3 protein-coding genes are annotated in these 4,636 nt (G+C 69.2%); all 3 read left to right on the top strand.

The genetic code is table 11. The annotated features are described in order from the left end of the window. The first annotated feature begins 179 nt into the window (after nucleotides 1-179). The 3 genes from leuS (at nucleotide 180) to holA (ending at nucleotide 4,517) form a co-directional block, all read left to right on the top strand. Complete coding sequence (gene leuS / locus AC27IQ_RS19000) at nucleotides 180-2,861, top strand: leucine--tRNA ligase (RefSeq protein WP_487090402.1); 2,682 nt, start codon at nucleotides 180-182, stop codon at nucleotides 2,859-2,861. A gap of 2 nt (nucleotides 2,862-2,863) precedes the next feature. Further along, a complete protein-coding gene (locus AC27IQ_RS18995; protein ID WP_272566755.1) occupies nucleotides 2,864-3,364 on the top strand; it encodes an LPS-assembly lipoprotein LptE in 501 nt (166 codons plus the stop codon). A 100-nt stretch (nucleotides 3,365-3,464) separates the two neighbouring features. Next, the gene (holA, locus tag AC27IQ_RS18990; RefSeq protein WP_284407319.1) at nucleotides 3,465-4,517 is read left to right on the top strand and encodes a DNA polymerase III subunit delta; all 1,053 of its coding nucleotides are present in this window, start codon (nucleotides 3,465-3,467) and stop codon (nucleotides 4,515-4,517) included. Nucleotides 4,518-4,636: the final 119 nt, after the last annotated feature.

The following is a 4,636-nucleotide window of genomic DNA, read 5'->3' as shown; positions in this document are numbered from 1 at the left end:
CGCTCCGGCCTCTCCCGCTGCTGCCGCCGCTGCCCGCTGACCGGCCGGGCCCTGCACCAGCCGGGACCGCGCACCGTGTAACGCCTCGCGCCGCCCGCGGCCGGCATCGCGCCTAAAATCCCCGGCTGACACCCCGCTCACTTTCTTTCCTGGCCGCACCGCCGCGGCCCCGCCAACCCATGCAAGACAAATACAACCACACCGAGGTCGAGCGCGCCGCGCAGGGCCACTGGACGGCCACCGATGCCTACCGCGTGACCGAGGATGCGGACCGGAAGAAGTTCTACGCCTGCTCCATGCTGCCCTACCCCAGCGGCAAGCTGCACATGGGCCACGTGCGCAACTACACCATCAACGACATGCTCGCGCGCCAGCTGCGCATGAAGGGCATGAACGTGCTGATGCCGATGGGCTGGGACGCCTTCGGCCTGCCGGCCGAGAACGCGGCGCTCAAGAACGGCGTGCCGCCCGCGCAGTGGACGTACGACAACATCGCGTACATGAAAAAGCAGATGCAGGCGATGGGCCTGGCCATCGACTGGTCGCGCGAGGTCGCCACCTGCGACCCGAGCTACTACCGCTGGAACCAGTGGCTGTTCCTCAAGATGCTGGAAAAGGGCATCGCCTACCGCAAGACCCAGGTCGTCAACTGGGACCCGGTGGACCAGACCGTGCTGGCCAACGAGCAGGTGATCGACGGCAAGGGCTGGCGCACCGGTGCCACGGTGGAAAAGCGCGAGATCCCGGGCTACTACCTCAAGATCACCGACTACGCCGAAGAGCTGCTGGGCTTCGTCACCGGCGACCAGCTGCCCGGCTGGCCCGAGCGCGTGAAGCTCATGCAGGAGAACTGGATCGGCAAGAGCGAGGGCGTGCGCTTCGCCTTCCCGCACGACATCCGCGCGGCCGACGGCACGCTGATCGGCGACGGGCGCATGTACGTCTTCACCACGCGCGCCGACACCATCATGGGCGTGACCTTCTGCGCCGTGGCGCCCGAGCACCCGCTGGCCGTGCGCGCGGCGCAGGGCAATCCGGCCATCGCCGCCTTCATCGAGGAGTGCAAGAGCGGCGGCACCACCGAGGCCGAACTGGCCACGCAGGAAAAGAAGGGCGTGCCCACCGGGCTGGTGGTCACGCACCCGATCACCGGCGAGGAAGTGCCCGTGTGGATCGGCAACTACGTGCTCATGGGCTATGGCGACGGCGCGGTGATGGGCGTGCCCGCGCACGACGAGCGCGACTTCGCGTTCGCGCTCAAGTACGGCATCGACATCAAGCAGGTGGTGCTGGTCGATGGCGAGACCTTCGACTACCACCACTGGCAGGACTGGTACGGCGACAAGCAGCGCGGCGTCACCGTCAACTCCGACAGCTTCAGCGGCCTGTCCTACGCCGAGGCCGTGCAGGCCGTGGCGCATGCGCTCGCGCAAAAGGGCCTGGGCGAGACCAAAACGACCTGGCGCCTGCGCGACTGGGGCGTCTCGCGCCAGCGCTACTGGGGCACGCCGATCCCCATCATCCACTGCGACGAGCATGGCGCCGTGCCCGTGCCCGAGAAGGACCTGCCGGTGGTGCTGCCCACCGATTGCGTGCCGGACGGCTCGGGTAATCCGCTGCACCACCACGAAGGCTTCCACGCCGGCGTGACCTGCCCGGTCTGCGGCAAGGCCGCGCGCCGCGAGACCGACACCATGGACACGTTCGTGGACAGCTCGTGGTACTTCATGCGGTATTGCGACCCGAAGAACAGCGAGGCCATGGTGGCCGAGGGCGCCGACTACTGGATGCCGATGGACCAGTACATCGGCGGCATCGAACACGCCATCCTGCACCTGCTGTATGCGCGTTTCTGGACCAAGGTGATGCGCGACCTGGGCCTGGTGAAGATCGACGAGCCCTTCACCAAGCTGCTCACGCAGGGCATGGTGCTCAACCACATCTACTCGCGCCGCACCGAGCAGGGCGGCAAGGAGTATTTCTGGCCGCACGACGTCGAGCACGTGGTGGACGAGGGCGGCAAGATCGTGGGCGCGAAGCTCAAGAACGCCGTCGGCGGCCTGCCTGCGGGCACCGCCATCGACTACGAGGGCGTGGGCACCATGTCCAAGTCCAAGAACAACGGCGTCGATCCGCAGGACCTCATCGAGCGCTACGGCGCCGACACCGCACGCCTGTACACCATGTTCACCGCGCCGCCCGAGGCCACGCTGGAGTGGAACGACGCGGCCGTGGAGGGCAGCTACCGCTTCCTGCGCCGGGTGTGGAACTTCGGCCTCAAGCTCGCGGCCCTCGACAAGGACGCGGCGCTGGCCAGCGTGGCCGGCGCCACCACCCTCAAGGACGTGCCCTTCGGCAAGGAGGCCAAGGCCCTGCGGCTGGAGATCCACACCGTGCTCAAGCAGGTGGACTACGACTACCAGCGCATGCAGTACAACACCGTGGTCTCGGGCGCGATGAAGATGATCAACGCGCTGGAGGACTTCAAGGCCCTGGACAGCGCTGGCGCCCCCGTGGCGCTGATCGAGGGCTTCGGCATCCTGCTGCGCGTGCTGTACCCGGCCACGCCGCACATCGCGCACAGCCTGTGGAGCGGCCTGGGCTACGCCGGCGCGCTGGGCGACCTGCTCGATGCGCCGTGGCCCCAGGCCGATGCCGATGCGCTGGTGCAGGACGAGCTGGAGCTGATGCTGCAGGTCAACGGCAAGCTGCGCGGCTCCATCCGCGTGCCCGCCTCGGCCGACAAGGCCGAGATCGAGCGCGCCGCCCTCGCGAGCGAGGCTTTCGTCAAGCAGGCGGACGGCGCCACGCCCAAGAAGATCGTGGTCGTGCCGGGCCGCCTGGTCAACGTGGTCATCTGACAATGCAAAAACGCACCCTCCTGTCGCTGCTGGCCGTGGCGCCCCTGGCCGCCTGCGGCTTTCACCTGCGCCGCGCGCCCGAGTTCCAGTTCCGCTCGCTCTACGTGGAGGCGGGCGGCGGCTCGCCCCTGGCGCGCGAGCTGCAGCGCACGCTGCAGGGCGCGGGCGGCAACCTCACGGTGCTGCGCGATCCCACGCAAAAGACCACGGCCGACGCCATTTTCGAGCTGCTGTCCGAGCAGCGCGAGCGCGTGGTGGTGGGCTACAACGCCTCGGGCCAGGTGCGCGAGTTGCAGTTGCGCCTGCGCATCCACTTTCGCCTGCGCAACCAGCAGGGCGCGGAGCTGATCCCCGACACCGAGCTGCTGCAGCAGCGCGACGTGAGCTACAACGAAAGCATCGCGCTCGCCAAGGAGGCCGAAGAGGCGCTGCTGTACCGCAACATGCAGACCGACCTCGTGCAGCAGCTGCTGCGCCGGCTCGCCGCGGCGCGCCCGGTTTGATGGTTGGCACCCTGATTGCTATTGATTTGATAGCTACGGCCGCATGTTTTTCTAGGGCGTGCGGCCTGTTTCATTCAAAGATCCTGCCCAGGCCGCTCCCATGCAAGTCGCTCTGAACCAGCTCGCCGCGCACCTGCAAAAGGGCGTGCGGTCGCTCTACACCCTGCATGGCGACGAGCCGCTCCTGCAGCAGGAGGCGGCCGACGCCATCCGCGCGGCGGCGCGGGCCCAGGGCTACACCGAGCGCAGCAGCCACACCGTGGCCGGCGCGCACTTCGACTGGAGCGCCGTGCTGGCGGCCGGCGGCTCGCTCTCCCTCTTTGCCGACAAGCAGATCGTGGAGATCCGCATTCCCTCGGGCAAGCCCGGCAAGGACGGCGGCGCCGCGCTGCAGCAGATCGCCGAGGCCGCGCAGGGCAACGACAGCACGCTGACCCTGGTGCTGCTGCCGCGCCTGGACAAGGCCACCCGCACCGGGGGCTGGTTCAGCGCGCTGGACGGCAGAGGCATCTCGGTGCAGATCGACCCGGTGGAGCGCGCCGCGCTGCCGCAGTGGATCGCCCAGCGCCTGTCGCTGCAGGGCCAGCGCGTGGCCGGCGGCGACGAGGGCCAGCGCACGCTGCAGTTCTTCGCCGACCGCGTGGAAGGCAACCTGCTTGCCGCGCACCAGGAGATCGCCAAGCTCGCGCTGCTGCACCCGCCCGGCGAGCTGTCGTGGGCGCAGGTCGAGGCGGCGGTGCTCAACGTGGCGCGCTACGACGTGTTCAAGCTCTCCGAGGCGGTGCTCTCGGGCCAGGTGGCCCGGGTGCAGCGCATGCTCGATGGCCTGCAGGCCGAGGGCGAGGCCGAAGTGCTGGTGCATTGGGCGCTGGCCGAGGACATCCGCGCCTTGAAGCGCGTGAAGGACGCGCTCAACGCCGGCAAGCCCCTGCCCATTGCCCTGCGCGAAAACCGCATCTGGGGCCCCAAGGAGCGCCTGTTCGAGCGCATCGCGCCGCGCTTTTCCGACGCCGCTGCAGCCCGGCTGCTGCAGTCCGCGCACACGGTGGACGGCATCGTCAAGGGCCTCAAGGCGCCCGACTGGCCCGCCGATGGCTGGCAGGCGCTGCAGCGGCTGGCGCTGCAGCTGTGCAAGGCCTGCGGGGCGCGCTGAGCGCCCGCAGCGCCTTTCGATCGCCTTGCCGACACCGCGTCCCACTCCCTTGCGCCTGCCGGCCGACGATGCCACCAACGGCTGGTCGGCCATCCTGCCGGCGCGCGCGCCGCGCCCGG

This window comes from Acidovorax sp. KPB24-07, from assembly GCF_057543315.1.
Note: the sequence above shows the minus strand (reverse complement) of the source record. Positions and strands in the feature narration are given on the sequence as shown.